28 protein-coding genes are annotated in these 26,190 nt (G+C 69.9%); 7 read left to right on the top strand and 21 right to left on the bottom strand.

Annotated elements, in window-relative coordinates:
* Positions 1-192: 192 nt before the first annotated feature.
* The 7 genes from R2J76_RS10545 to kdpF are packed head-to-tail and all read right to left on the bottom strand — an operon-like array spanning position 193 to position 7,074.
* A complete protein-coding gene (locus R2J76_RS10545; protein WP_316415811.1) occupies positions 193-888 on the bottom strand; it encodes a response regulator in 696 nt (231 codons plus the stop codon).
* Complete coding sequence (locus tag R2J76_RS10540; protein WP_316415810.1) at positions 885-2,363, bottom strand: ATP-binding protein; 1,479 nt, start codon at positions 2,361-2,363, stop codon at positions 885-887. The genes R2J76_RS10545 and R2J76_RS10540 overlap by 4 nt, the downstream gene beginning before the upstream one ends.
* A gap of 1 nt (position 2,364) precedes the next feature.
* Positions 2,365-2,547, bottom strand: coding sequence for a hypothetical protein (locus tag R2J76_RS10535; protein WP_316415809.1), 183 nt, complete (start codon positions 2,545-2,547; stop codon positions 2,365-2,367).
* Entirely contained in the window at positions 2,544-3,110 is a 567-nt protein-coding gene (gene kdpC, locus R2J76_RS10530; protein WP_316415808.1) for a potassium-transporting ATPase subunit KdpC, read from the bottom strand. Before kdpC ends, R2J76_RS10535 begins: the two co-directional genes overlap by 4 nt.
* A gap of 8 nt (positions 3,111-3,118) precedes the next feature.
* Positions 3,119-5,218, bottom strand: a complete 2,100-nt coding sequence (kdpB, locus tag R2J76_RS10525; RefSeq protein ID WP_316415807.1) for a potassium-transporting ATPase subunit KdpB — start codon at positions 5,216-5,218, stop codon at positions 3,119-3,121.
* Positions 5,219-5,233: 15 nt separating this feature from the next.
* The gene (gene kdpA / locus R2J76_RS10520) at positions 5,234-6,985 is read right to left on the bottom strand and encodes a potassium-transporting ATPase subunit KdpA (RefSeq protein ID WP_316415806.1); all 1,752 of its coding nucleotides are present in this window, start codon (positions 6,983-6,985) and stop codon (positions 5,234-5,236) included.
* A complete protein-coding gene (gene kdpF / locus R2J76_RS10515; RefSeq protein WP_316415805.1) occupies positions 6,982-7,074 on the bottom strand; it encodes a K(+)-transporting ATPase subunit F in 93 nt (30 codons plus the stop codon). Before kdpF ends, kdpA begins: the two co-directional genes overlap by 4 nt.
* A 329-nt stretch (positions 7,075-7,403) precedes the next feature.
* On the opposite strand from kdpF, the gene R2J76_RS10510 reads away from it, so the two are divergent.
* A complete protein-coding gene (locus tag R2J76_RS10510; RefSeq protein WP_316415804.1) occupies positions 7,404-7,688 on the top strand; it encodes a 2Fe-2S iron-sulfur cluster-binding protein in 285 nt (94 codons plus the stop codon).
* 265 nt (positions 7,689-7,953) lie between these two features.
* Here the strand turns inward: R2J76_RS10510 and R2J76_RS10505 are convergent, their stop codons facing one another.
* The 9 genes from R2J76_RS10505 to R2J76_RS10465 all read right to left on the bottom strand — a co-directional run bounded on the left by R2J76_RS10505 (position 7,954) and on the right by R2J76_RS10465 (position 14,800).
* The gene (locus R2J76_RS10505; protein WP_316415803.1) at positions 7,954-8,646 is read right to left on the bottom strand and encodes a hypothetical protein; all 693 of its coding nucleotides are present in this window, start codon (positions 8,644-8,646) and stop codon (positions 7,954-7,956) included.
* 29 nt (positions 8,647-8,675) lie between these two features.
* The gene (locus R2J76_RS10500) at positions 8,676-9,797 is read right to left on the bottom strand and encodes a DUF4388 domain-containing protein (protein WP_316415802.1); all 1,122 of its coding nucleotides are present in this window, start codon (positions 9,795-9,797) and stop codon (positions 8,676-8,678) included.
* Between the two features lie 45 nt (positions 9,798-9,842).
* Positions 9,843-10,832 (bottom strand): gluconeogenesis factor YvcK family protein, encoded by a 990-nt coding sequence (locus R2J76_RS10495; protein ID WP_316415801.1) that lies wholly within the window; start codon positions 10,830-10,832, stop codon positions 9,843-9,845.
* A gap of 7 nt (positions 10,833-10,839) precedes the next feature.
* Entirely contained in the window at positions 10,840-11,358 is a 519-nt protein-coding gene (locus R2J76_RS10490; protein WP_316415800.1) for a TPR end-of-group domain-containing protein, read from the bottom strand.
* A gap of 40 nt (positions 11,359-11,398) precedes the next feature.
* Positions 11,399-12,610, bottom strand: a complete 1,212-nt coding sequence (locus tag R2J76_RS10485) for an ABC transporter permease (RefSeq protein ID WP_316415799.1) — start codon at positions 12,608-12,610, stop codon at positions 11,399-11,401.
* The gene (locus tag R2J76_RS10480; RefSeq protein ID WP_316415798.1) at positions 12,607-13,308 is read right to left on the bottom strand and encodes an ABC transporter ATP-binding protein; all 702 of its coding nucleotides are present in this window, start codon (positions 13,306-13,308) and stop codon (positions 12,607-12,609) included. The genes R2J76_RS10485 and R2J76_RS10480 overlap by 4 nt, the downstream gene beginning before the upstream one ends.
* Positions 13,309-13,424: 116 nt before the next feature.
* Complete coding sequence (locus tag R2J76_RS10475) at positions 13,425-13,628, bottom strand: hypothetical protein (protein WP_316415797.1); 204 nt, start codon at positions 13,626-13,628, stop codon at positions 13,425-13,427.
* Positions 13,625-13,837: a helix-turn-helix transcriptional regulator gene (locus R2J76_RS10470; RefSeq protein WP_316415796.1), complete on the bottom strand. Its 213-nt coding sequence runs from the start codon at positions 13,835-13,837 to the stop codon at positions 13,625-13,627. Before R2J76_RS10470 ends, R2J76_RS10475 begins: the two co-directional genes overlap by 4 nt.
* Positions 13,838-13,918: 81 nt before the next feature.
* Positions 13,919-14,800 (bottom strand): undecaprenyl-diphosphate phosphatase, encoded by an 882-nt coding sequence (locus tag R2J76_RS10465; protein WP_316415795.1) that lies wholly within the window; start codon positions 14,798-14,800, stop codon positions 13,919-13,921.
* Between the two features lie 49 nt (positions 14,801-14,849).
* Here R2J76_RS10465 and R2J76_RS10460 point away from each other — a divergent pair, with 49 nt between their 5' ends.
* Positions 14,850-15,902, top strand: a complete 1,053-nt coding sequence (locus R2J76_RS10460; protein WP_316415794.1) for a threonine aldolase family protein — start codon at positions 14,850-14,852, stop codon at positions 15,900-15,902.
* Between the two features lie 78 nt (positions 15,903-15,980).
* Here the strand turns inward: R2J76_RS10460 and R2J76_RS10455 are convergent, their stop codons facing one another.
* The 5 genes from R2J76_RS10455 to R2J76_RS10435 form a co-directional block, all read right to left on the bottom strand.
* On the bottom strand, positions 15,981-18,017 hold the full coding sequence (locus R2J76_RS10455; protein WP_316415793.1) for an SPFH domain-containing protein: 2,037 nt from the start codon (positions 18,015-18,017) through the stop codon (positions 15,981-15,983).
* A gap of 59 nt (positions 18,018-18,076) precedes the next feature.
* Positions 18,077-18,853 (bottom strand): tyrosine-protein phosphatase, encoded by a 777-nt coding sequence (locus R2J76_RS10450; protein ID WP_316415792.1) that lies wholly within the window; start codon positions 18,851-18,853, stop codon positions 18,077-18,079.
* Between the two features lie 70 nt (positions 18,854-18,923).
* Positions 18,924-19,964, bottom strand: coding sequence for a hydrogenase expression/formation protein HypE (gene hypE / locus R2J76_RS10445; RefSeq protein WP_316415791.1), 1,041 nt, complete (start codon positions 19,962-19,964; stop codon positions 18,924-18,926).
* A gap of 13 nt (positions 19,965-19,977) precedes the next feature.
* Entirely contained in the window at positions 19,978-21,072 is a 1,095-nt protein-coding gene (gene hypD, locus R2J76_RS10440; RefSeq protein ID WP_394366806.1) for a hydrogenase formation protein HypD, read from the bottom strand.
* Positions 21,069-21,293: a HypC/HybG/HupF family hydrogenase formation chaperone gene (locus R2J76_RS10435; protein WP_316415790.1), complete on the bottom strand. Its 225-nt coding sequence runs from the start codon at positions 21,291-21,293 to the stop codon at positions 21,069-21,071. Before R2J76_RS10435 ends, hypD begins: the two co-directional genes overlap by 4 nt.
* A 198-nt stretch (positions 21,294-21,491) precedes the next feature.
* Here R2J76_RS10435 and R2J76_RS10430 point away from each other — a divergent pair, with 198 nt between their 5' ends.
* The 5 genes from R2J76_RS10430 (at position 21,492) to R2J76_RS10410 (ending at position 26,113) form a co-directional block, all read left to right on the top strand.
* Complete coding sequence (locus R2J76_RS10430) at positions 21,492-23,168, top strand: M4 family metallopeptidase (protein WP_316415789.1); 1,677 nt, start codon at positions 21,492-21,494, stop codon at positions 23,166-23,168.
* A 67-nt stretch (positions 23,169-23,235) separates the two neighbouring features.
* Positions 23,236-23,985, top strand: a complete 750-nt coding sequence (locus R2J76_RS10425; RefSeq protein WP_316415788.1) for an ABC transporter ATP-binding protein — start codon at positions 23,236-23,238, stop codon at positions 23,983-23,985.
* Complete coding sequence (locus tag R2J76_RS10420) at positions 23,978-24,757, top strand: ABC transporter permease (RefSeq protein WP_316415787.1); 780 nt, start codon at positions 23,978-23,980, stop codon at positions 24,755-24,757. The genes R2J76_RS10425 and R2J76_RS10420 overlap by 8 nt, the downstream gene beginning before the upstream one ends.
* A gap of 130 nt (positions 24,758-24,887) precedes the next feature.
* Positions 24,888-25,337: an RrF2 family transcriptional regulator gene (locus R2J76_RS10415; RefSeq protein ID WP_316415786.1), complete on the top strand. Its 450-nt coding sequence runs from the start codon at positions 24,888-24,890 to the stop codon at positions 25,335-25,337.
* Complete coding sequence (locus R2J76_RS10410; protein ID WP_316415785.1) at positions 25,337-26,113, top strand: Crp/Fnr family transcriptional regulator; 777 nt, start codon at positions 25,337-25,339, stop codon at positions 26,111-26,113. Before R2J76_RS10415 ends, R2J76_RS10410 begins: the two co-directional genes overlap by 1 nt.
* The last annotated feature ends 77 nt before the right edge of the window (positions 26,114-26,190 follow it).

The following is a 26,190-nucleotide window of genomic DNA, read 5'->3' as shown; positions in this document are numbered from 1 at the left end:
ACTTGAAGCGCGTCCCCCGGACATAGGCCCATCCGGGGAGCCCAACTCCCCCCAGGCCCACCATACCCAACGAAGCCGGCGTGTGCCAACACTCCAGCCACCCCCCCTGGCGAGCCCCCTCCGCTGACGCAGCTTGCCTGCGTCAGCGAATCCCTGACGCAGGTCCGGGACACGTACGATCCTTATGGCTCGCTAGCATTTCAGCCGGTACCCGATTCCCGGTTCCGTGAGCAGGAGCCGGGGGCGGGCCGGGTCGGGTTCGAGTTTTTTGCGGAGATTGGCCATGTAGACGCGCAGGTAGGTGGGCTGGGCGGAGGCCACGCCGCCCCAGACCTCGTGCAGGAGCTGGCGGTGGGTGAGGACCTTTCCGGCATGGCGGACCAGGATGCCCAGCAGCGCGAATTCGTTGGGGGAGAGGTGCACCTCGGCGCCGTCCACGGTCACTTCGCGGCTGGCGAAGTCGACCCTCAGGGGGCCGATCTCGGCCACGGCCTCGGGGGCGGCGCCGGCCACGGCGGCGGCGTGGCGCAGGGCGACGCGGATGCGGGCCAGGAGCTCGCCGGAGCCGAAGGGCTTGGTGAGGTAGTCGTCGGCGCCCACGTCCAGGGCGCGGATCTTGTCCTCCTCCTTGCCCCGGGCGCTCACGATGATGATGGGGACGGCGCTCCAGCCGCGCAGCTCCCGGGCCAGGTCCAGGCCGTCCATGTCCGGCAGGCCCAGGTCCAGGAGCACCACGTCGGGGGCGACGCGGGCGGCCATCCCCTTCCCTTCCTCGCCGGTGGCGGCCTCCTCCACCCGGTACCCGAAGGACTGGAGCGTGGCCCGCAGGTAGCGCCGGAGGGGGGGTTCGTCTTCGATGACGAGGATGAGGGGGTGTTCCTGGGTCATGGGCAATCGTCGAGGCGGGGAGGGACGCCCTCCAGGGGCAGGGTGATGATGACACGGGTGCCGCCCAGGGGCGCGCTCCGGGCGGTGATGGAGCCGCCGTGGGCCTGGATGATGCCCCGGCAGATGGCCAGGCCCAGCCCGGCCCCGGGGGCCGAGGCGGAACGGCTTCCCCGGTACAGCTTCTCGAAGATCCGCTCCTCCTCGCCGGGCTCCAGGCCGGGGCCGTGGTCGGTGATGGTGAGTACGGCGCTGTCCCCCTCGGCCCTGCAGGCGATGTCCAGGCCGGATCCCGGCGGGCTGAACTTCAGGGCGTTGTCCAGGAGGTTCTGGAGCACCTGCTCCATGAGGACCGGGTCCAGGGGGATCCAGGCGTCACGAAGGTCCAGGGCCACGGGGCGGTCCTCGATCTGGCCCTCCAGGCGGTTCAGTGCCGAGCCCACGATCTCCTCCACCGGCACCCATTCCTTCTTCACCTGCACCTGGCCGGATTCCAGCCGCGTGAGGTCCAGGAGGTTGTCCACCAGCCTTTCCAGGCGGCGGGATTCCTGGTGGATGGTGGCCAGGAGCATGCGCCGGTCCTCGGCCGTGGCCTCGGGGCCGGGGTCCAGCAGGGTGCTGGTGGCGCCCGTGATGGTGCCCAGGGGCGTGCGCAGGTCGTGGGAGATGGAGCTGAGGAGGATGCTGCGCAGGTGCTCCTGCTCGGCCCGGATGCGGGCATCGGCCCTTTCGGAGGCCAGGCGGGCCCGCCCCAGGGCCAGGGAGACCTGGGCCGCCATGCCCTCCAGGAGGTCCCGGGCGGCGCGGGTGGGGGGGAACACGGCCAGGACGCCCTCCGCGCGCCGGGGGCTGCCCATGGGCAGGAACAGGGCCCGGGTGCCGGGGAGGTTCGGGGTGCCCGCGCCGGAGGCCTCGCGGTTGGCCAGGGTCCACTGGGCCACGCCCCGCTCGTCGGGGTTCAGCCCCTCCCGCGCCTGGAGCTCCCCGCCGGGCCCCGGCAGCAGGATGAGCACGGGGCCCCCCAGCTCCCGGCCCAGGTAGGCCTCCACCCGCTCCTGGATGGCCGCGGCGTCGCCCCCCTCGGCCAGGATGCCCCCCAGCCGGTACAGGGCGGTGGTGTGCCGCTCCCGCTCCTGGGCCTCCCGGGCCTGGGTCCGGATGCGCCCGGCCAGGTGGCCCACGATCCAGCCCACGCCCATCATCATGCCGAAGGTGCCCAGGTAGCGCGTGTCGTGCACCGAGAAGGTGAGGTAGGGCTTGATGAAGAAGTAGTCCAGGCACGCCACGCTGAGGGCCGCGGCCAGGAAGGCCGGGCCCTTCTCGAAGCGGGTGGCCACCACGGTGATGCAGAGCATGTAGAGCACCACCAGGTCCGCCAGTTGCAGGTAGCGGTCCGCCAGGAAGCAGCAGGCCGTGGTGGCCGCCACCGCGCCCGCGGCGGCGAACCACGTCCATCGGGGGGTTCCGGGTGGGGTCATTTCAGTCCTGGGGGATGAACCGGCTCAGGATCCAGCATACGAGGGGGAGCCACGCCAGCACAGGGAGAAGCCAGGGGGCCCGGTCCCGGGCGGCGCGCAGGGCGTGGCGCACCTGCATCCAGGTCCGCGTCCCCGCGATCCCGATGGCCAGGCCCAGCGGAAGGAACCAGAGGCCGTGCGTCACCGGGGCGCCCCCAGGCTCAGGTTCAGGGCCAGGACGTCCACCCGGGGCTCCCCGAACAGCCCCAGGAGGCGCCCGGAGGTGGCCCGCGCCACCCGGGCCCGCACCTCGGCCTCGGGCAGGCCCCGCGCCCGGGCCACGCGGCGCACCTGGTAGTCGGCGGCGGCGGGGGTGATGTGGGGATCGAGGCCGCTGGCGGAGGCCGTCACCAGGTCCACGGGCACCGGGAGGGGGTTCCCGGGATCCGCGAGGCGCAGGGCCCGGATGCGGCCCTGGGCGGCGGCCGCCAGGGCCGGGTTGGACGGGGCCAGGTTGGAGCCGGAGGAATGGGCCGCGTCCGTGGGGAAGGCCGCCGCGGAAAGCCGGCCCCAGAAATAGGCGGGGTCCTCGGTGTGCTGGCCGATGAGGCGGCTGCCCACGATGCGGCCGTCCCGGTACAGGAGGCTGCCCTGGGCCTGGCGGGGGAAGAGGATCCGGCCGGCCCCGGTGAGGGCCAGGGGGTAGGCGAGGCCCGTGATGAGGACCAGGGAGCCGGTGACGGCGAGGGCGGGCCGGAGCAGGGACATGGCGTACCTCACACCAGGTGGGCCGCGACGAGCGCGACGTCGATGAGCTTGATGCCCAGGAAGGGCACGGCGATGCCCCCGGCGCCGTATACCAGGAGGTTGCGCCGCAGCACCGCCGCCGCGCCCAGGGGCCGGTAGGCCACGCCCCGCAGCGCCAGCGGGATGAGGAAGACGATGACCAGGGCGTTGAAGATCACCGCCGACAGGATGGCGCTGCCGGGGCTGTGGAGGCCCATGACGTTGAGGATCCGCAGCTGGGGGTAGGTGACGGCGAAGGCGGCGGGGATGATGGCGAAGTACTTGGCCACGTCGTTGGCGATGCTGAAGGTGGTGAGGGATCCGCGGGTCATGAGCATCTGCTTGCCGATCCGCACGATCTCGATGAGCTTGGTGGGGTTGGAATCCAGGTCCACCATGTTCCCGGCCTCCTTGGCGGCCTGGGTCCCGGTGTTCATGGCCACGGCCACGTCGGCCTGGGCCAGGGCCGGCGCGTCGTTGGTGCCGTCGCCGGTCATGGCCACCAGGCGGCCCCCGGCCTGGTAGTCCCGGATGAGCTTGAGCTTGGCCTCGGGGGTGGCCTGGGCCAGGAAATCGTCCACCCCGGCCTCGGCGGCGATGGCCGCGGCGGTGAGGGGATTGTCGCCGGTGATCATGACGGTGCGGATGCCCATTTCCCGCAGTTCGGCGAAGCGCTCCCGGATGCCGCCCTTGACGATGTCCTTGAGGTTGACCACGCCCAGGGCCCGGGTCTCGGGCCCGTGGGTCTCGGCCACCACCAGGGGCGTGCCGCCGCCGCGGGCGATGCGGTCCACCTCCAGCCGCAGGGATTCGGGGAATTCGCTGCCCGCGGCCTTCACCCAGGCCTCGATGGCGCTCACGGCCCCCTTGCGGATCTCGCGGCCGTCCAGGGCCACGCCGCTCATGCGGGTCTGGGCGGTGAAGGGGATGAACTTCGCGCCCAGGGCGTTGATGTCCCGTTCGCGCAGGCCGTACTCCTCCTTGGCCAGCACCACGATGCTGCGGCCCTCGGGGGTCTCGTCGGCGAGGCTGCTGAGCTGCGCGGCGTCCGCCAGGCGCGCGATGGCCACGCCCTCGGCGGGCACGAAGGCCACGGCCTGGCGGTTGCCCAGGGTGATGGTGCCGGTCTTGTCCAGGAGCAGCACGTCCACGTCCCCCGCGGCCTCCACGGCCCGGCCCGAGGTGGCGATGACGTTGGCCTGCACCATGCGGTCCATGCCGGCGATGCCGATGGCGCTGAGGAGCCCGCCGATGGTGGTGGGGATCAGGCACACCAGGAGGGCCACCAGCACGGTGAGGGAGACGGGGCTGCCCTGCCCCGCGGCCTTGACGCTGTAGACCGAATAGGGGAGGAGCGTGGCGGTGGCCAGCAGGAAGATGAGGGTCAGGGCGGCCAGGAGGATATCCAGGGCGATCTCGTTGGGGGTCTTCTTGCGCTTGGCGCCTTCCACCATGGCGATCATGCGGTCCAGGAAGGTTTCGCCGGGGTTGGAGGCGATGCGCACCACCAGCCAGTCCGAAAGGACCTGGGTGCCCCCGGTGACCGCGGAGCGGTCCCCGCCGGATTCGCGGATGACGGGGGCCGATTCGCCGGTGATGGCCGCCTCGTTCACGGAGGCCACGCCCTCGATCACCTCGCCGTCGCCAGGGATGGTGTCCCCCGCCTCCACCAGCACGGCCATGCCCATGCGCAGGCAGGAGGCGCCCACGCTCTCCCAGGCGGCGCCGTACTTGGGTTCCTTGAGGAGCTTGGCGGTGACGTCGCGCTTGGCCCTGCGCAGGCTGTCGGCCTGGGCCTTGCCGCGGCCCTCGGCCATGGCCTCGGCGAAATTGGCGAAGACCAGCGTGAACCAGAGCCACAGGGAGATGGCCAGGATGAAGCCCGCGGGGGCGTCGCCCCGGCCCCCCAGGGCCTGGAGCCACAGCACGAGGGTCAGGGCGCTGCCCACCCACACGGTGAACATCACGGGGTTCTTGAGCTGGTGGACGGGGTTGAGCTTGGCGAAGGCGGCCAGGGCCGCGCGGCGGACGATGGCCGCTTCGAACAGGGGCCTGGGCTGGATCTCCCCGAAGGAGGTGGAGGTGCGCATGGGTTTCTCCGGTTCCTAGAGCAGGGACAGGTGCTCGGCGATGGGGCCGAGGGCCAGGGCGGGAATGAAGGTCAGGGCGCCCACCAGGAGCACCACGGCCACCAGCAGGGCCACGAAGAGCGGCGTGTGGGTGGGCAGGGTTCCGGCCCCCGGCGGCGTGCGCTTCTTCCGGGCCAGGGAGCCCGCCACGGCCAGCACGGGCAGGATGGTGCCGAAGCGCCCCAGGAGCATGGCGACGCCGGTGGCGAGGTTGTAGAAGGTCGTGTTGGCGTTGAGGCCCGCGAAGGCGCTGCCGTTGTTGTTGGAGGCGCTGCTGAAGGCGTAGAGGGCCTGGCTGAACCCGTGGGCGCCGGGGTTCGAGAGGCTGGCCACGGCCGAGGGGAGGGTGACGGCCAGGGCGGTGCACACCAGCACGGAGGCCGCGGGGATGAGGATGACCAGGGAGGCCATCTTCGTCTCGAAGGCCTCGATCTTCTTGCCCAGGTACTCGGGGGTCCGGCCCACCATGAGCCCGGCGATGAAGACGGCGATGATGGCGAAGATCAGCATGGTGTAGAGGCCCGAGCCCACGCCCCCGAAGACCACTTCGCCCAGGTCCATGAGGAGGATGGGCACCATGCCCCCCAGGGGTGTGAAGGAATCGTGCATGCCGTTGACGGCGCCGGTGGAGGTGGCGGTGGAGGCGGTGGCGAAGAGCGTGGTGCCGGCGATGCCGAAGCGCACCTCCTTGCCTTCCATGTTCCCGCCGCTCTGCTCCAGGCCCGGGGTGGACACCGCGGCCTGGGCCACCGGCAGGGACCGGAAGGCGGGGTTCCCCTTCTGTTCGGCCACGTGCAGGACGCCCAGGGCCAGCACGAAGATCACCGCCATGGCCGAAAGGATGGCCCAGCCCTGGCGCCGGTCCCGCACCATGCGCCCGAAGGCGTGGCAGAGGCCCGCGGGGATCAGGAGGATGCCCAGGGCCTGGGCCAGGCTCGCCAGGGCCGTGGGGTTCTCGAAGGGGTGGGCGGAATTGGCGTTGAAGAAGCCCCCGCCGTTGGTGCCCAGGATCTTGATGGCCTCCTGGGAGGCCACCGGGCCCACCGCGATGACCTGGTCCAGCACGGGCTTGCCGTCGGCGCCGGCCACGGGCGTCAGGAAGTGCGCCACGGGGTTGGGCCCCAGGGTCTGCACCACGCCCTGGCTCAGGAGGAACAGGGCGAAGAGGGTGGCCAGGGGCAGAAGGATGTAGAGGGTGATCCGGGTCAGGTCCACCCAGAAATTGCCCAGGAAGGTGGCCTTGCGCCGCCGGATGCCCCGGGCCAGGGCCGCCAGCACCGCGATGCCCTTGGCGGCGGAGAGGAAGTTCTGGACCGTGAGCCCCAGCATCTGGGTGAGGTGGCTCAGGGTGGATTCGCCGGCATAGGCCTGCCAGTTGGTGTTGGTGACGAAGCTCACGGCCGTGTTCAGGGCCACGCCCCAGGGCACCGCCGGCTGGCGCTGGGGGTTGAGGGGCAGCCGGTGCTGCGCCAGCTGGAGCCCGAAAAGGAAGAGGAGCCCCAGGGCGCTGAAGGCCAGCAGGGCCCCGGCGTACTGCTTCCAGTCCATGCGCTCGTCCGGGGCGATGCCCGCCAGCCGGTAGATCCCCCGTTCCAGGGGCCCGGCCACGGGATCCAGGAAGGTCCGCTCCTGGTCCAGCACGCGCCCCATATACTCCCCCAGGGGCTTGGAGACCAGCAGGAGGAACCCCAGGAACAGGACGAACTGGAGGAGGCTGTTGGCCGTCATTGGAAGCGCTCCGGAAGGAGAAGGGCGATGCAGAGGTAGACGAGGAGCCCCAAAGTAAGGGCCGCCGCGAGGATCTGGATGGCTGTCATGGATGCCTCCCAGGAAAGGGTGGACGAACGGCCGTCAAGAGATCGTTAACGTTGAATCGGGAAACATTAAGATTTCGTAAATGAAGTACGGGCCGCCCCTCGCCGGGAAGGCTCCGTTCATCCCCTCCATCCCCTGCATCCGATTCATCCCTGTTCCCGCAGGGCCAAGGCAGGCATGGGTCGGGGCCCTGCGACCCGCCCGCCCCATCGCTGGCCCTGCCCAACAGGGATGAATCCGATGAACAGGATGCAGGGGATCAAGAAGGGAAATCGGCTAGAATTGCACAGGCACAGTGTTATCCCCGCCTCCCCCCACGTCCCGGAGCCCCATGTTCAAGGTCACCCTAAGAGGCAGGCAAACGGTCGAAGTCGATCTGGAGCGCGAGCTCTCCATCCTGGCCGCCGCGGCCCGGGGCGAGGTGCCCCTGACCCACACCTGCGGCGGTCACGCCCGCTGCGGGACCTGCCTGGTCACCGTGGAGGAGGGCGCCGACCACCTGTCCCCCGTGGGCGCCAGCGAGGCCCGCATCCTGAAGGTCCTCAAGGCCGCCCCCGGCCAGCGACTGGGCTGCCAGGCCTGGGCCAATGGGGACGTCACCTGCAAGGTGGACTGATCGATATTCAGTGGATCCCCGTTAATCCCATTTATCGTTTTCCATCCCCGTTCCCGGAGGGCTGGCATGGGCCGCCACCATGGCCTCAGGGAGGCGGCAACTCCCGGCGCGGTTCTAACGGGGATGAAAGGGATTCAGGGGAAAGAGCAGGATAAAGAAAGCCGGGTTAAGGAATTAGGCAGATCACCGCGCGAGCGATCGCCATCCTGGCTGCGCAGTTCTGGGTCGGCGAGGGGTACCTCGTCGCCAGGCTGCATGAAAATCCTCAATCGAGCTTGAAGCCCACGCCCTGCCACACCCGCACGTGGGTGGTGCCGTCGGGGCCGCGGGCGGGGTCGAAGACGATGCGCTTGGCGGCCTCCAGGCAGGCCTCGTGGGCCTTCTGCACCCACTCGCCCTCCCCGGGGAGACCCTGCAGGAGGCGGGTGTCCAGGACCTCGCCGTTCTCGCTCACCAGGACGTTGACCACCACCACGCCGCTGACCTTGCGGGGGGAGGGGGTCACCTTGTTGAGGTTCATGGGCTTGGCGGGGGTGATGTCGGGGGTGATGGGCACCACGGCCTTTTCGGCGTCGGCGGCCTTGCGCTCGTTGGCCTTGGCCTGCTCCTCCTTGAGGGAGGCGAGGGCGGCCTGGGCCGCGGCGGCCTCGTCCTTGGCCTTCTGGAGCTCCTTCAGGATCGTGTCCGAGCTGCCCTGGTTCTCGGCCAGGGCGCCCTTGATCTGGTCCAGCTGGCGGCGCACGGTCTCGGTCTCCTGGCGGGCCAGGTCGCGGCTCTTCTGGGCGGCGGCGAGGTCCTCCTGGAGGCTCTCGGTGGCCGCGAGGCGCTCCTTGAGCTCGTCCCTTTCCTGGGTGAGTTTCTTGATCTGGGCCTGGGCCGGGGTGGCCTTGGGCTTGGCGGCGCCCAGGGGCGCGGCCAGGGCCAGGGCCAGGATGGCGTTGATCCAGGGGGTGGGCATTCGCACAGGGCCTCCGGGGTTCGGGGGACCTAGCGCCGGTATCCGGGCTGGGCGCCCCCAGGTGATTTCTGCACCTTCAGGATCCCACGCTTGAGCAGCTTGGAGAAGATGGCCAGGCACTCATCGTGGGGAAAGGGGGAGATGGAGATGATGTCGTGGATGCTCCACACGGCGTTCACCCGCGTGGCCAGGAAGGCCTCGTTGGGCCCCAGCTGGGCCTGCATGAGCTCCTCGATGCTCACGGCCAGTTCGGGCACCAGGGTCTCGTCGATGGTGTTCTCCTCCATCATGTGCTCGACCACCTGCAGCATGCGGGAGGCCTCCTGGAGCTTGGGCTGTTCGGCGAGCAGGTTGCGAAGTTCAACCTGGGCCTCCTGCAGCTTCTGGCGCTCCACCAGCTGCCGCGCCCGCTGGAGCTGCAGGCTGGACTGGTCCCCCAGCTTGCCCCCGGGGTGGAGGATGCGCACCATGCCCTTCTCGTGGAGGTCGAAGAGCAGCTTGTTGGCCTTGAACTCCGGCACCCGCATCTCGATGACCAGCTGGTCGATGGTCTTCAGGCCATCCAGGCGCGTGAGGATATCGGCGTCCTCGGGGGCCAGGGGGAGCATCTCGGCGATGGCTTCGGAAACCCCCACCACCACGGCGTCCCCGCCCTTGATGGACTTGCGGATGCGCTTCCATTCGTCGGTCCTTCGGGCGCCCTCGAGGACGATGCCCGTGACCTCCAGGCTGAGCAGCATGGATTTCTGCAGCGGGGGCTGGCCGTCGTGGAATTCGAAGGTGCCGGTGTCCCACAGGAAGGTGTCGTAGACGGACTCCTCCACCTTCAGCTGGACGATGCGGCGGATCTCCGCCTCGGTGACCAGCTGGCGGTTCACCAGGATGCGGCCCAGGAGCTGGTTCTCGTCCTCCTGGGTGGCCAGGGCCTCCCGCAGCTGCTCCTCGGTGATGCGGTTGTAGGCCAGGAGGTACTGGCCCAGGTACTCCCGGGGGTCCGAGGACCACACGCTGGTGATGCGGCCGTCGGAGAAGGCCACGCGCTTGGTGTGGAGGAAGCCCTTGAGCTCGAGGATGCCGGTCTTCTTGCCCACCGACAGCCACTGGAGGATGTCCTCCAGGCCCATCGTGGAAAGATCGCCTTTGATGCCCATGCCTCGACTCCGGTAACCCAATGGTATCTGTATTCGGGCCAGCGGCTACAAACTTGCGATGACGTCCCGCAGGGCCCGGTTCAGGAGGATGGGGTGATGGCGGACCATTTCGGCCTCCGGGTCCAGAAGCGCATAGGCGAAAACCGGCACGCCGCAGATGGTTTTCCCATCGGCCACCAGGGGGGTGCCCCCCTCCTGCCGGTAGCGCCGCATGAGGTTGGGGGGCAGGGGCGCGGTGTTGGCGATGACGGCGGACACCGCCAGGTGGGCGTGGGACTGGATGGCGGCGAGGTGGGCCTCCAGGTCCAGGCCGGAGCTCTCCCCGGGCTCGGTCATGAGGTTGGCCACGTAGATGACGGGGTGCCCCGTGCGGAACACCGCCTCCCGGAGTTCGGTGACCAGGAGGGAGGCGATGGTCGAAGTGTACAGGCTGCCCGGGGCCAGGAGGATGAGATCGGCCTGGAGGATGGCCAGGATGGCCTCGGGCAGGGGCTCGGCGTCCAGGGGCTCCGCCCAGAACCGCGCCAGGGGCGGCGTGCAGGAATTCACGTTGGTCTCGCCCGTGTAGCGGCGGCCCTCCATGTCCTCGGCCTTGAGCACCACCGGCACCACCGTGGACGGGTAGAGGCGCCCCACGGTCACCAGGACGTTGGAAAGGGCCCGGATGGCCCGCACCCAGTCGCCGGTGAGGTCGGCCATGGCGTGGAGCATCAGGTTGCCCAGGGAGTGCCCCGCCAGGGACCCCTCCCCGGAGAACCGGTAGTTCAGGAGATCGGAAAGCACCGATTCCTCGCGGGTGAGGGCCGACAGGCAATTGCGCAGGTCCCCCGGGGGGATGCCCCCCAGTTCGTCCCGCAGGCGCCCGCTGGAACCGCCGTCATCCGAAACCGTGACGATCCCCGTGAGCCGCCAGGGATCGCGGGTGCGGCCCGCCTCGGGCTTCAGGGCGCGGAGGAGCGCGGCCAGGCCCGTGCCGCCCCCGATGGCCACGACCTTCAGGGGCTGGTCGGCGTGGAGGCCCCTCCCGCCGTCCACGGGCGCGTCAGCCGCGGTTGAAGACGGCGAAGGGGGCGCTGTGGCGCAGGCCGTCGAAGTCCGCTTCCAGCCGGAACTGGTAGATGAGCCCGGGGTCCAGGCTGATGGCCTGGGAAAGGGCGTCGGCGGCGGGCTGGGCCTGGTCCAGCTGGGCCAGGGCGAGGGCCTTGAGGTAGTGGAGGCCGGCGTGCCCGGCGTGGGCCTTGATGCCCTCCTCGGCCAGGGTCAGGGCCGCTTCCGGCGCCCGGCGGTTCAGTTCCACCTGGACGGAGAGTTCGGCGGTCTGGGGGAGGACGGCTTCCTGGTTCTCAAGGCGGGACTGGATGGCCTTGACGTAGCCCAGGGCGGTGCGGCCGACCCGCAGGTCCTCACGCTTGGCGGCTTCTTCCTGGAGGGCCCCGAAGGCGGCCGCGGCCTCCTTCAACGCGCCCGCATTGAACTGTTTCAGCGCCTCGGCGAGCATCATCTCAAGCGATGCGTCCTTCGCGGGAGCCTGGCTTTCGGATGTCTTGGGCTTTGTGGACATGCTTTTTACCTCGGAATGGTCGACTGGAATCAACTATACCCTAAACCTTGAAGATAGCCGATTCGCGCTTCAGCAGCCGCGTGGAGAGCCAGGTCATGAGGCAGGCCAGCCCGATGGTCATGAGCAGCGCAACCGTGTATTCCCAGTAGTTGGCCTGCTGGCTGAACAGCTTGCGGATGGCCAGGCTCACGTTCACCACCGGGACGTACGGAAGGAAAACCATCTTTTCGATGCCCGGGGCCATGGAGAAGACGCCCAGGAAGATCACCACCACCATGCCCGGCATGATGGCCGTGCCCGCTTCCACGGTGTTCTTGGCCTGGATGCCGGCCAGGATGATGAAGTTGGCAAAGAAGAGCCCCAGGGGGACCATCAGGAGGAAGGTCAGGCCCAGGGTGCCCGGGGTCGCCAGGGCGCCCAGGCCCGGCATCCCCTGCCCCGCATGCCCCGCGGACGCGGCCTCGGAGGCGGCCAGCCGGGTCACGGCGAAGGCCATGCTGAGGAGGTTGATCATGGCCACGATGATGCCGATGGAGAACACGTACAGCAGCTTGCCGATGATGATCTGGCTGCGGGGGATGCTGGTGGACAGGAGGCTGAGCAGGGTGCCCCGCTCCTTCTCCCCCGCCGTGGCGTAGATGCCGTGCTGCATGGCCCCGGCGAACATCATCATCATGACCATGTAGGGCAGGAAGGAGCCCAGGGCCTTGCCCAGGGTGCGGTTCATGCCGCCGGCGTCGTCGGGTTCGACCCGGGTGGGCGCCGCCAGCTGGGCGGAGGCCCCCATGGCCTTGAGGCGCTCCTGCACCACCACCTTGTCCCGGGAGGCCATGGCCTTCTTCAGGCGGTCCAGGGCGAGGGTGGAGGATTCGTCGGAGCGGTCGTACACGGCCTTCAGGACCCAGGTCTCCTGGCTGCGCTGCTTGGCGGCGGCCTGGGGATCGGCCTCCAGGGACATCTCCAGCTTCTGGTCCCGGATGGCCTGCTTCAGGTCCCCCTCGGGCCGGGCCACCACTTGGAATTCCTTGGGGTTGGCGGCCAGGACCGCGGCCACGGCGCCGGATTCGTCGACCACGCAGACCCGGCTGGGACGGCCGGTGCGCTCCGCCTTGTCGTTGCGGCCGAGGCGGCCGATCATCCCGAACAGCAGCGGGAAGAGCACCAGCGGCATGACGAAGGTGAAGAACATGGTCTTGCGGTCCTTGGACAGCTCCATGAACTCCTTTTTCACGATCAGCAGCGCCCCCTTCATGCCACGCCCCTTTCCTTTTCGGCCACAAGCTGGAAGAACACCTCGTCCAGGGTCCGCACCCCCCGGCGGTCCAGGATCTCCCGGGGGGAGGCGTCCCCGTGCAGGGTGCCCTCGAAGATGATGCCGACGCGGTCGCAGATGGCTTCCACCATGGGCATGACGTGGGTGGAGACGATGACCGAGCGTCCCTCGGCCTTCATGATGCCCAGGAGGTCCAGCACGGTCTTGGCGGTGAGCACGTCCAGGCCCGTGGTGGGCTCGTCGAAGATCACCACCTTGGGATCGTGGAGCAGGGCCCGGGCGATGGACACCTTCTGCTTCTGGCCCCCGGAGAAGCCCTCCATCTTCACATCGGCGAATTCGGCCATGTGGAGGCGCTCCAGGAGGTGGAGGCCGCGGCGCTCGGCCACGGCCGCGTCCACGCCCTGGAACTCCCCGAAGAGCTTGAGCAGTTCCCGGGGGGTGAAGCGGTTGTAGACGCTCAGGTCCGTGGAGAGGTAGCCGATGGTGGCCCGGGCCCTCTCGGGCTCCCGGGTGGAATCGATGCCGCAGACCTCGATGGTGCCGGCGTCGGGCACCATGAGGCCCGCGATCATGCGAAGGGTGGTGGACTTGCCCGCGCCGTTGGGACCCAGGAGGCCGTAGATCTCCCCTGGTTTCACCGTGAGGGAGATGCCCCGCACCGCTTCGATGCGCATCTTCGAGCGCGTCTTCTTATCCTTGACATGGAAGGATTTATAGATGTCCGTTATCTGGATCAAACCATCTCCTTTTTTCTTTTCCGCGGTGTGTTGGGGCCATTCTAGCAGGGGCCCTAGTCCCTGAGGCGGAAGTACACGAGGGCTGCGATCTTGGTGACGGCCATGGCGCAGAGGATGGCGAAGAGGTCCTTCCGCAGGCCCTCGCCCCGGTAGAGGGCGCGCAGGCTGAGGAAGCCCGCCACCAGGGCCCCGGCCATGGCGGCGTGGCTCGTGGCCTTGTACCGGTGCAGGATCATGCGCTCGTCGAACATCTTCACCGCTCCTTCAGTTCGAACAGGGCGTCCGTGGACAGGCCGAAGACCCGGGCCAGGTGCAGGGCCAGGGGCAGGCTCGGAATGTACTTGCCCTGTTCGATGGAATTGATGCTCTGCCGGGAGACGCCCACGGCGTCGGCCAGGTCCTGCTGCGTCAGGCCGTGGTTCTGCCTGGATTCGCGGACTCGGTTGTGCACGACGAAACGTGCCATGGGGCTCCCGGGGGTGTCAAATCAACTTGACATCACGATGGGGCCCCCGGGACGGGTTGTCAAGTGGACTTGACTAATTTTTCAGGGGAGGGATACGCCCTGGGCGAAGAAGAACCCCTTGGCCCCCACCGTGCCCAGGATGATCATCGCCACGCCCGCGCAGAGGCAGTAGAAGGCGAAGGGATTGAGCCGGGGCTTGCGGGTGAAGCGGTCCAGGAGCCCGATGGCGAAGTAGCCCGAGACGGCCGAGACCGCCACGCCCACGACGCAGGCCAGGGCGGGGCTGATGGAGCCGGCGGGGAAGGCCAGTTCCGCGGGAAGGGGCTGGTGGCGCAGCAGGGGCTTGAGGATGTGGGAGCCTTCCAGCACGGCGGCGCCCAGGATGGTGGGCATGCCCAGCAGGAAGCTGAAGCGGGTGGCGGAGGGCAGCTTGAGGCCCTTGAACACGCCCATGGCGATGGTCGATCCGCTGCGGGAGAGCCCGAAGCCGCCCCCCAGGCCCTGGATGGTGCCCACGGCCAGGGCGTCCCAGGGGCCCATCTCGTCCAGCCCGCGGGCCTCCTGGTTCCTGGCGCTGAGGTTGTTGGCCGTGAAGAGCAGGACCGCCGTGAGGAGGAGGCAGGCGCCGTAGATCCACACGTGCTCCTTGGCGGTCTCCTTCAGGTGGCGGGTGGCGAAGCCGAAGATCACGGTGGGCACCATGGCCAGGAGGACCCAACCCGCCAGCCGCAGGCCCTCGGCGTCCCTGCCCAGGATGCCGCGGAGCATCTGGAGGATCTCCGCCCGGAAGTACACGATCAGCGCCAGCAGGGTCCCCACGTGGAGCAGCACGTCGAAGGCCAGGGGCATGCTCTGCCTGAGGAGCAGGTTCTCGGCCAGGGTGAGGTGGGCCGTGGAGGACACGGGCAGGAATTCGGTGACGCCCTGGATGAGGCCGAGCAGAATCGCGATGAGAAGGGTCATGGAGGCTCCGTGGCTCCAGGGTAGCAAGAATCGGTCTACAATCCTTGCCATGAGACCGCTGGATTTCCGCTCCGACACCGTGACCCGGCCCACCGCCGGGATGAGGAAGGCCATGGCCGAAGCGGAGGTGGGCGACGACGTCCTGGACCGCGACCCCACCATGGACCGCCTGGAGCGGCGCGTGGCCGGGCTCCTGGGCAAGGAGGCCGGCCTCTGGACCCCCTCGGGCTGCATGGCCAACGGGATCGCCCTCATGCTCCACCTCAAGCGCGGCGAGCGGTTCCTGGCCCCCGCCCAGGCCCACGTGCTGGGCTCCGAACTGGGCACCGCCGCCTGGCTCGCCCAGGGCATGCCCGAGGCCCTGCCCTGGGAGGCCGGCCCCGGCCGGATCACCCCCATGCAGGTGTGGCGCGCCGCGGGGGCCCCCGGCCCCTACTACACCCTGCGCACCACCCTGCTCTGCCTGGAGAACACCCACAACTTCGCCGGCGGCACCTGCCTGTCGGCCGCCGAGCACCGCGAACTGGTGGAGCAGGCCCAGGGCCGGAACCTGAAGGTCCACCTGGACGGGGCCCGCCTCTGGCACGCCGCCGCCGCCCAGGGCGCCTCCCTGGACGCCATGGCCTGGGGCGCCGACACCGTCAGCGTCTGCCTCAGCAAGGGCCTGGGCGCCCCCATGGGCTCCGTGCTCTGCGGCGGCCGCGACCTCATCGAGGACGCCCGGCGCATCCGCAAGATGCTGGGCGGCGGCGTGCGCCAGGGCGGGGTCATGGCCGCCGCGGGCCTGGAGGCCCTGGACTACCTCCCCCGCATCCCCGAGGACCACGAGAAGGCCCGGCGCCTCGCCGACGGATTGCGCTCCATGGGCTTCAAGGCCCCCGTGCCCGAGACCAACATCCTCCTTGTCCCCGTCCCCGACGCCCCCTCCGCCCTGGCCATCCTCGAGGAGGCCCGGGTGCGGGTCCTCCCCGTGGGCAGCGCCCTGCGCTTCATCACCCACCGCGACCTCACCCTCGCTGACGTGGACGAAGCCGTGGAGCGGATCCGGGGCATCTCGGACCGCCTCGTTACCACCTGGGAAGGTGTAAGGCCTATGATCTGAAGGTCCGTGCCCCGGACTGGCGCCAGGGATTCGCTGACGCCAGTCCGGAACCCGTACGCCGAATGGCCCAGGCGCCGGTTATTCCTTGCGGCCCATCTTGCGGAGCATCTCCTCCTTGAGCGCCAAGGCGGCGGGGTCGCGGGGCGCGGTGGGGGCCACGCCGACGATTTCGCCGACCTTGTCGGAGAGGAGGACGCCCAGGAGGCTCTCGATGAGGTTGCCGCCGCCGGTGGAGCCGGCCATGTTGATCTTGGGGACCACGTCCACCTGGGAGGACTGGATGGCCTCGGCGAAGCGGTTCATGACCTGCTGGACCAGCTGGAACTGGGGGCCGCCGTAGGCGCGGACCTGCTCCTCGATGGCCATGGCCTGGGCGATGCCCACCCGGGCGGCCTTCTCGGCCTCGGCCTCGGCCAGGGACTTGATGCGCTTGGCTTCGCCGTCGCCCATGAGGCGCAGCTTCTCGGCCTCGGCGGAGGCCAGGGTCTGGATCTGGGCGGCCTGCTGCTGGGCGCGGGCGTAGTCGGCCTTGCCGGCGTTGCTCTGGACGTTGATGGCGATCTCGGATTCGGTGAGGAGGGTCTGCTGCTTGGCCTTGGCTTCGGCTTCCCGCAGTTCCCGTTCCTTGACGGCCGCGGTCTCCTGGCGTTCGTAGGTCTCCACCTGCTCGTTGGCGATCTGGCGGCTGCGGAGCTGGGTGAGGATCTGCTCGATCTGGCCGCCCACGGCGCCGCTGGTGGGGGTGCCGATGAGGACCTCCTGCAGCTCGAGGTTGTACTGCACGAACTTCTCCTTCATCTGGATGCCGCTCTGGTCCTGGATGGCCGAGCGGTCCTGGATGAGCTGGATGAGCGTGCGGGTCTGGCCGATGTTCTTGAAGTAGGCGCTGACCATGGGATCCAGGGTCTGCTCCACGAGCTTCTTCACGTCGCCGAAGCGCTGGATGACCAGGGGGGCCTTGCGGTAGTCGATGTGCACCACCACCGACAGGGGCAGGCTGGGCTCGAAGGCGTCCTTGGTGATCAGGCTCACCTCGGTGAGGTTCTCGTCGTACTTGTGGGAGCCCACCTCGGACCGGTTCCACTTGAGGATGAAGTTGGTGGTGGGCACCACCAGGACCTTGCCGGCGTAGGTGTTGAAGGCGTACTTGCCCGGCAGGAGCGGCTCGCTCCACACGCCCCGCTGGCCCGGCGTGACCAGCTCGCCGTGGCGGTACTCCGCGCCGCTGATGTCCAGGCCCGCTTCGCCCGTGTACGACACCACCACGCCCACGTTGCCCACTTCCACGACCGTCTTGGGGATGAGCTCCACCGTGGCGAAGAGGCGGTTGATGTAGTAGGTGCCTTCCACCAGCACCTGGTACTGCCGGCCCCGGAAGCCGCCGGCCTTGAGGAACTTGTCCGCGTCCTGGAAGTTGTTGTGGTAGCTGGAGGCGTTGGCCAGGTCCTGGCCCACGGTGGGGGCGATGATCTCGCCCGAGGGGAGCGAAGGGCCGTCGTGCACCGTGGCGATGCCCACGGCGTCGTCCGTGCCGCGGATGATGACGGGGCGGTAGCCGCCGCGCTCGGCGATGACGGCGGACATCTTGGTGAAGGAGTCCAGCTCGCTGCGGTCCATGGGCAGGTAGTACATCTGGTCCTCGGTGAGGACCACGAACTGGGCCAGGTTGATGGCGTACGTGCCCTCCCGCAGCAGCCCGCGCTGGGGACCCTTCTGGCCGCCGGCGCCCAGGAAGGCCCGCACGTCCTGGAACCCGTCGGTCATGGCGTTGGAGGCCAGGGTCTGGGTGGGGGGCAGGTCCCGGCCGTCCCGGGCGAAGACGTAGCCGATCTTGCTCTGGGGAATGGTCACCAGGGGCACCCGGTGGATGCGGTACATGAACGGCATGAACAGGTGCCAGCCGCCGCGCAGCACCTCCGGCTGGAACCCGGCCTCCCCCGAAAGGGCGATGAACCCGGTCTTCACCGAGCCCCGGCCGCTGATGAGCTTCTCCACGATGCCCACGCGCGTGTTGGGGATGTAGCGGACGGTCTTGGAGAGCAGGAGGAGGAGGATCAGCCCCGCCACCCCCCACCCCAGGATCTGGAAAACGGGCAACCCTGACGCCAACTCCATGGAGGCTCCTTGAGATTTGGATGCCCCAGTGTAGCAGCCTGGAAAAACCAGGGGGGGGGTCAGGCCCCCAGGTACCGCTCCCGCAGCTCCCCCCGGGCCGCGGGTCCCAGTCCCAGCCGGCCTTCCAGGTAGGCGTCCACGTCGCCCATGGCGTCCAGGGCGGATTCCAGGTAGCTCCTGCGCACCTCGAACATGGGGCGCACCCCCTCGCGGGTCATGGGGGGCTTCAGGAGGTGGGGCGCCACGGCCAGCACGGTGTCCATTTCCGCGTCCACGTCCAGGAACCGGGAGGTGAGGAGGTAGTCCTCCATGACGTCCTCCCGGGCCACGCCCAAGGCCAGGAGCAGGAGGGCGCTGCCGAAACCGGTGCGGTCCTTGCCCGCCGCGCAGTGGAGCAGGACGCGGGCGCCGGGCACGTCCAGGATGTGGCCGAACATGGCGCGGTAGACCTCCGCGTGCTCCAGGGCGAGGACCCGGTAGAGGGCCTCCATGAACGAAGCGGTGCGGGCGTTGCCGTCCGGGTCGAAGAACCCGTCGAGGCTGCCGGGGACGATCTCCAGGTTCTCGGTGCGGGGCGCCGTTCCCGGGGCCCAGGCCGAGGGCTCCAGCGCGCACTCCGAGCGCTGGCGGAAATCCAGCACCAGGTCCAGCCCCAGGGCGCCCACCCGCCGCCGGTCCCCGTCGGTGAGCCCCGAGAGCCGTCCGGACCGGAAGAGCCGGCCCCAGGCCACGGACCTTCCGCCATGGCCGCGGTAGCCGCCCAGGTCGCGGAAGTTGCGCACGCCCTCCAGGGGCAGGTGGCGATCGGGGGTCTTGGTCTGGCCGTCCAGGGGCATGCCTCATCCTGTCATTCGTGGGCATCCATCATACACCCCTTCCCGTTTTTTTCAGCCCGGGGTCCCGTCCTCAGCAGATCCGCGGCAGTTGCTCCCCGGACAGCAGGTCCAGGATCCGCCTCGTGCCCAGCCGCGTGCGCAGGATCACGGTGCCCGGGCCCTTCTCCGTGACCGTGCCGATGCGCGAGGCCCCTTCCCCGCCGGGAGTCGCGTGCAGGACGGCCAGGGCCCGCTCCGCGGCGTCCCCGGGCACGAAGGCCACCATCCGCCCTTCGCAGGCCACGTAGTAGGGGTCCAGGCCCAGCAGCTCGCAGGCGCCCTCCACGCCTGCGATCACGGGGATGTCGGCCTCGTGGACCTCCACGCCCACGGCGGCGTCGGTGGCGATCTCGTTGAGCACGGCGGCCAGGCCCCCCCGGGTGGCGTCCCGGAGGCAGGAGGGCACGACGCCGCCCCCCAGCAGGGCCCCAACGAGGCCGTGCAGCGGGCCGCAGTCGCTTTCCACGGGGGTCGTGAAGGCGATGCCCTCCCGCACGGACATGACGGCCACGCCGTGGCGGCCCACGTCCCCGCTGACGAGCACGGCGTCCCCGGGCCGCACGTGCCTGGGCCCCACCGAAAGGCCCGCGGGCACCGCGCCGATGCCGGCGGTGTTGATGTAGAGCCCGTCGCCCTTGCCCCGGTCCACCACCTTGGTGTCGCCCGTCACGATGGAAACGCCGCAGCGGTCGGCGGCGGCCTTCATGGAGGCCGCCACCCGGCGGAGCTCCTCGATGGGATAGCCCTCCTCCAGCACCATCCCCACGCTCAGGTACAGGGGGCGCGCGCCGGCCATGGCCAGGTCGTTGACGGTGCCGTAGACGGCCAGCTCGCCGATATCGCCCCCGGGGAAGAACCGGGGCCGGACCACGTAGGTGTCGGTGGTGAAGGCCAGGCGGGAGCCCTCCAGGGCCAGCACCGCGGCGTCGTGCCGGGTGTCCAGGGCCTCGCTGCGGAAGGCGGGGAGCAGGACCGATTCCAGGAGCTCGCGCATCATGCGCCCGCCGCCGCCGTGGGCCATCTGGATGGTGTCGTGGCGCAGGGGCACGGGGCAGTTCAGCTGGATGTCCATGGGGGGTCCGTCCTCAGGCCGGGGTGTGCCGGCGGTACCGGTAGTAGGCGGCGCAGGCCCCCTCGTTGCTCACCATGGTGGCCCCCAGGGGATGGTCGGGGGTGCACGGGGAACCGAAGGCGGGGCACTCCTGGGGCCGGATGATCCCCTGGAGCACGAGGCCGCTGCGGCAGTCCGGGGACTCCGGCCCGCCCACGCCCTCCACGTCGAAGATCCGCTCGGCGTCGAAGGCGGCGTAGGCCTCCCGGAGGCCCAGGCCGCTCATGGGGATGACGCCGATGCCGCGCCAGGCGCGGTCCTTCACCTGGAAGACCTCGCGGATCAGCTCCCGGGCGGGCAGGTTCCCCTCGGGGCGCACGAGCCGGTCGTACTGGTTCTCCACCTCGTGCCGGCCCTCCTCCAGCTGCTTGACGACCATGTGGATGCCCTGGAGCAGGTCCAGGGGCTCGAAGGCGGTGACGACGATGGGCACCCGGTGGCGCCGGGCCAGGGGCGCGTATTCCCCGGTGCCCATGATGGCGCACACGTGGCCCGCGGCCAGGAGCCCGTCCACCTGCCTTTGCGGGGAGGACAGCACCGCTTCCAGGGCCGGCGGCACCAGCACGTGGGACACCAGGACGGAGAAGTTCCCCAGCCCGCGGCGGCGGGCCTCCGCCACGGCCATGGCGTTGGCGGGGGCCGTGGTCTCGAAGCCCACGGCGAAGAACACGACCTTCCTGCCGGGGTTGTCCCCGGCCACCTTCAGGGCGTCCAGGGGGGAGTACACGATGCGCACGTCCCCGCCCCGGGACTTGACCTCCAGCAGGTCCGAAGCGCTTCCGGGCACCCGGAGCATGTCCCCGAAGCTGCAGAAGATCACCTCCGGCCGCGACGCGATGGCCACGGCCTTGTCCACCAGTTCCACGGGGGTGACGCACACCGGGCAGCCCGGGCCGTGGATGAGGCGGATCTCCGGGGGCAGCAGTTCGTCGATGCCGAAGCGCACGATGCTGTGGGTCTGGCCCCCGCAGACCTCCATGATGGCCCAGGGGCGGGTCACCAGGGCCCGGATGGCCTCGATCCAGGGCCGGGCCGCGGCCGCGTTCCGGTACTCGTCCACGAACCTCAAGGGCCCTCCATGATCCTGAAGGCCTCGAAGACCCGCAGGGCCTTCTCCTCGTCGATGACCTCGATGGCCGAGCCCGCGTGGACCACCACATAGTCCCCCGGGCGCGCCGCGGGCACGAAGGCCAGGCAGACCTCCTTGACCACGTCGCCGAAGGCCACGCGCCCCAGGCGCAGGGGCCCCTCTTCCACGTCCACGACCTTCCCCGGGATGCCCAGGCACATGAAGCGTTCCCTCCCACCGGCTAGTGCCAGCATATCCGTGCCCTGGGGTGATTAGAAATCTTGAATATAACTACTTGTATTTTATGAAGAAAAGACCGTTTTCCTCCTGGCACGGACCCCCGCGCGGGGGCATCACACCAGGAACTCACCCGAACCAAGGCAGGTCGCCTTGTCCCCCCCGGGTCAGCAGGAGTGTGCATGCGCAGGATCTTTGCGATTCTTTTCATCAACCTTGCCCTCGCGGCGGCGCCGCCCGACGAGGCCGTTTCCCGGGGCGCCATCGCCCAGCTGCGGGAGGCCAGGGCCGGCCTGGGCCTCGAGGCCGCCGACGATTTCGTCCCCAGGGACGTGGTGCGCGACGGGCTGGGCCAGGTCCACGTGCGGCTCCAGCAGACCTACCGGGGACTCCCCGTGTGGGGAGGCCAGGCCATCGTCCACGTGGTCCCCTCGGGGGAGGCGCCGCCCATGACCGACGCCCTGGTGCGGGGCGTGCGGGTGGAGCCCACGCCGAACCTCGGGCCGCGGGAGGCGCTGGCCGTGGCCCAGGACCGCATCGCCCCCCGGGGTCCCTACGCGGACCCGCCCCGGGCGGAACTGGTGGTCTGGCCCGAAACCGCCTTCCCCGGGACCCCGGCGGCCGGCCAGGCCCCGGACGCCACGGACCCCGCGGCGGCGCCGGTGGTGGTGGCCCACCGCCTGGCCTACCACCTCCACGCGGCCCTGGAGAACGGCCCCGGCGAGACCCGCCACGAGGATCTCCTGCTGGACGCCCACACCGGGGCCGTGCTCAAGGCCTGGTCCACCCTGTTCACCGCCCGGCGGAAATCCCGGGCCATCCCTGCCGGAAGGCCCGAGCGGGGCGTGGGGCTTTCCCAGTACAGCGGCAAGGTGCCCCTGCACACCATGCGCGCCAAGGGGGGCTTCGAATTGACCGATCCCACCCGGGGGGGCCTGGCCACCCGCAACCTCGCGGGGGCCACCTCCGGCTCCGGCGAACCCTACGTCAACGCCAGCCGCACCTGGGGCGACGGCCAGAACTACGACCCCGGCCGGGGCCCCGGCTCCCCCAACGGCCAGACCGCGGCCGTGGACGCGCACTACGGCCTGCAGACCGCCTGGGACTTCTACCACCGGATCCTGGGCCGGGACGGCCTCGACGGCAAGGGCACGGCCCCCGTCAACTACGTCCACTACGCCGAGGGCTTCGACAACGCCTTCTGGTCCGACGCGTGCTTCTGCATGACCTACGGCGACGGGCTGCGAATGGGGACCCTCACGTCCCTGGACGTGGTGGGCCACGAGGTGTCCCACGGCCTGTGCACCGCCACCGCGGGGCTGGCCTACGAAGGCGAATCCGGCGGGCTCAACGAGGCCAATTCCGATATCTTCGGGGTGATGATCCGCTTCTACGCCCGGGAGGCGGGGGGCCTGGGCTCCCGGGTCCCCGAGGGGGCCGGGCCCTGGACCGTGGGCGGCGACCTTGCGGACGAGCCCTTCCGCCACCTGGACCGCCCCAGCCTGGACGGCCACAGCCCCGACGAATGGAGCCCCGCCCTCAAGGACCTGGACCCCCACCTCAGTTCGGGCCCCATGAACCGGGCCTTCTACTTCCTGGCCCAGGGGGCCAGCGCCGACCCCACCAGCCCCGCCCACAGCCGGTGGCTGCCCGAAGGCATGGAGGGCATCGGCAACGACAAGGCCCTGCGCATCTGGTGGAGGACCCTCAGCACCCGCCTCACCCCCACCAGCGGGTACCGCCAGGCCCGGGCCGGCGCCCTCCAGAGCGCCCGCGAGCTCTACGGGGACGGCGGCCCGGAGATGCAGGCCGTGGGCAAGGCCTTCCGCGCCATCCACGTGGGGAGGCGCAAGCACTAGGAGACTCCCCGGGGAACACCCGCCTGGGTCCCGGCATACAGGTAGGATTGTTCCATCGGGGAGTTCCATGGATGCGGTGGTCGTACGGCAGGTTTCCAAGTCCTTCGGCGGGGGGCGCAGGGCCCTTTCCCGGGTGGACCTGACCATCCGCGAGGGGGCCATCCACGGGCTGCTGGGGCCCAACGGGGCCGGCAAGACCACCCTCATCGCGACGATGGTGGGGCTCACCGCCCCGGACGAGGGCAGGGTGGAGGTGTGCGGCCTGGACGTGGGCAGCCACCTCCACCGGGTGCAGATGCTCGTGAACATGGTCCGGGGCTTCAGCGGCGTGCTGGAGAAGGTCACGGCCCGGGAGCTGCTGGTCTACTACGCCCACCTCTACGACGCGCCCCTTTCCCGGGTGGAGGAGGTGCTGTGCCGCACGGGCCTGTGGGAGAGGCGCGACCAGCAGGTGGCCCTCTTCTCCAGCGGGTGGCGGCAGCGGTTCTTCATCGCCAAGGGGCTCATCAACCGGCCCCGGGTGCTCTTCCTGGACGAGCCCACCGTGGGCCTGGACGTGGACGCGGCCCTCGCGGTGCGCGACCTGGTGCGGGAGATCAACCGCGAAGGGTGCACCATCCTCCTCACCACGCACTACATGCGGGAGGCCGAGGACCTCTGCTCCACCATCGCCCTCATCGCCGAGGGGCGCATCGTCGCGGAGGGATCCGCGGCCGAGCTCAAGGACCTGGTGCGGGACCCCGGCCAGCCGGAGCCCACCCTGGAGGACGTGTTCCTGAGGCTGACCCGCCAGTCCCTGGAGGTGGCCGATGCCTGAACTCAGGGCCCCCTTCCGGCGGGTCTACGCCCACGCCTACCACATTGCCCTGGGCATGCGCCGGGACGCCTTCCGCCTGCTGGACGTCACCCTGTGGCCCCTGGTGCTCTTCCTGAGCATGGGGCTCTTCGCCCAGTCCTTCACCCGGGATCCCCGGGTCATCGGCCTGGTGGTGCTGGGGGCCCTGGGGTGGCGGGTCATCTACCACTTCCAGATGGAGGCGGTGCAGCTCTACATGGACAACTACTGGAACGGCATGATCGAGCACGTGATGATCACCCCCCTGAAGTGGTGGGAGTTCATCCTGGGCGGGGCCGTGAGCGCCGTGGGGAAGATCCTCTTCATCGCCCTGTCCTTCCTGTTCCTGGGCCGGGTGCTGTTCGGCTTCACGGTCACGGCCCCGCTGCGCACCATGGGCGGGTTCCTTGCCTGTGCGGCCTGCGGCCTGGTCCTGGCCATCTTCAGCATGGGGGTCGCCTTCCTGAAGCGGGGGGACGCCTTCGCCTTCATCTTCGCCTTCCCGGACGTCATCGCGGTGCTCAGCGGGGTCTTCTACCCCGTCACGGTCTTTCCCCGCCCGGTCCAGGCCTTCGCCCAGGGGCTGCCCACCACCCACGCCTTCAACCTCCTCAAGGCCACGCTGGGCCAGTCCCAGGGCCAGCCCTGGCTCTTCCTCGCCACCCTGCTTCCATGGCTGGCGGCCGGGGTCCTTTTCACCCAATGGGCCCTGGCGAAGGCCAGGCGGGAGGGCAAGCTGGTCAAGATGAAGTAGGCCGGAACCTTGAACTTTGGAAAATTCCCGTATAAGAAAGGGATTATTCCGCTAAGAAGTTCTTGCATCCAAATGAGGACGCTCCCATCGTTTATGTCAGGCGTTTTCGCCTCCTTCCCGGGATCCCAACTTGCACCCACTTTCCCAGTCCGCCGGTTACGCCATTCTCGCCCTCAGCTGCCTCGACGACCCCGGGGGCGAGCCCATCATGGTCCAGGATGTCGCCCAGTGGATCGGCGCCCCCGGGCCCTACCTCTCCAAGGTCTTCCACGCCCTGGGCAAGGCCCGCCTCGTGGACACCAAGCGCGGCCGCAAGGGCGGCGTGATCCTGGTGCGCCCGGCCCGGGAGATCACCCTGGAGCAGATCGCCAACGCCATGGACGGCGACGAGTGGAGGACCAGCTGCCTCCTGGGCCTGACCGTGTGCTCCGACGAGCGCGCCTGCCCCGTGCACGCCTTCTGGACCGAGGAGCGCACCCGCATCTACAACGAACTGCAGAAGGCCACCCTTTCGGACGTGGCCCGCTTCGAGCGCACCCACCGCCTGGCCCACCCGCCCGAACCGGTTCCCCAGGACTGATGCCCGAGCCGTTCGACCTCGAAAGCGCCGGCCTGGACCTGCATCCGGAAATCGGCGAACTGCTCGCCCGCACCCCGGGCATCGAAGCGCGCATCTACCGGGACGGGGAGTTCCTGGTGCGGGAGGACGAGGAATCCCAGGAGATCTTCATCCTGCTCACGGGTGGCCTGGTGGTGGAAAGGGCCCCCGCCCTGCCCGGCGCGGCGTCCACGGTCCTGGCCTGCCTCACGGCGGACGAGGGCGTGGCCATCGTGGGCGAGATGGCCTACCTGGGCGCGCTGCGCCGCACCGCCTCGGTGCGCAGTGCCGGCATGAGCCGGGTGCTCCGCCTGGAGCCCGCCCACATCGACCGCATCATCGACGGTTTCCCCATGCTCACCCGGGTCATCTGCATGCAGTTCTCCCGGCGCCTGCAGGAGACCTCCCAGTCCCTGTCGCGCCTCCAGGCCCGGTTCGCCCTGAACCCGGGGCGGCGGGTGGCCCAGGACGGCGACGTGCTCTTCCGCCGGGGCGAGGCCGCCGGGGAGCTGCACCAGCTCCTGGCCGGGGCCCTGCGCCTGGAGCGGGACGGCACGGTGACCACCGCCACCCCGGAAAGCCTTCCCCAGGGCTTCGTGGACCTGGACCCCTACCTGCGGGCCGGCGCCCACGGCGCCACCGCCACCGTGGACGGCATGGCCTTCCTGGCCGTGATCGGCCCCGGGGACCGGGAGACGGTGGTCCGGTGCTTCCCCGACCTGGCCCTCAAGGCCCTGCGCACGCCCCCCGAATCTTAACGGAATCTTAACGCCCGATCCAACGGGGACGCGGTTCCGGGGCGGCAGGGTATGGAATACCTGCGGGGGGCCGGATA

The organism is Mesoterricola silvestris (assembly GCF_030295405.1).
In the GTDB taxonomy this organism is placed as follows: Bacteria; Acidobacteriota; Holophagae; order Holophagales; family Holophagaceae; genus Mesoterricola; species Mesoterricola silvestris.
Note: the sequence above shows the minus strand (reverse complement) of the source record. Positions and strands in the feature narration are given on the sequence as shown.